Annotated in this window: 1 pseudogene; it reads right to left on the bottom strand. The window is 74.3% G+C overall.

From position 1 onward, the window contains the following. Positions 1 to 237, bottom strand: a pseudogene (locus KVT39_RS37365) (ADP-heptose--LPS heptosyltransferase); the annotation flags it as partial.

Genomic DNA, 237 nt, shown 5'->3' with positions numbered 1-237 from the left:
GCTTCGCGCGGCGCCGGCCACGCGAGCGCATCCCAGTCGATCGCGCGATACGCGGCCTCGTCCGCCGCGAGATCGTCCGGCCGCTCGCTGCGATGCAGCCCGCGCAATTCGGCCGGCACGTCGGGCGCGACCGGCACGCAATGCGGATAGTCGCGCACGCGCAGCGCCGGCCCGATCGTCGTGTAACACGCGAGCGTCGGCACGTCGAAACCGTCGGCGGGATGCAGCGCGGCCGTG

Source organism: Burkholderia sp. GbtcB21, from assembly GCF_019091065.1.
GTDB classification, from domain to species: Bacteria; Pseudomonadota; Gammaproteobacteria; order Burkholderiales; family Burkholderiaceae; genus Burkholderia; species Burkholderia pyrrocinia_C.
The sequence above is the reverse complement of the archived record's forward strand: the minus strand, read 5'-3'. Positions and strand labels throughout refer to the sequence as shown.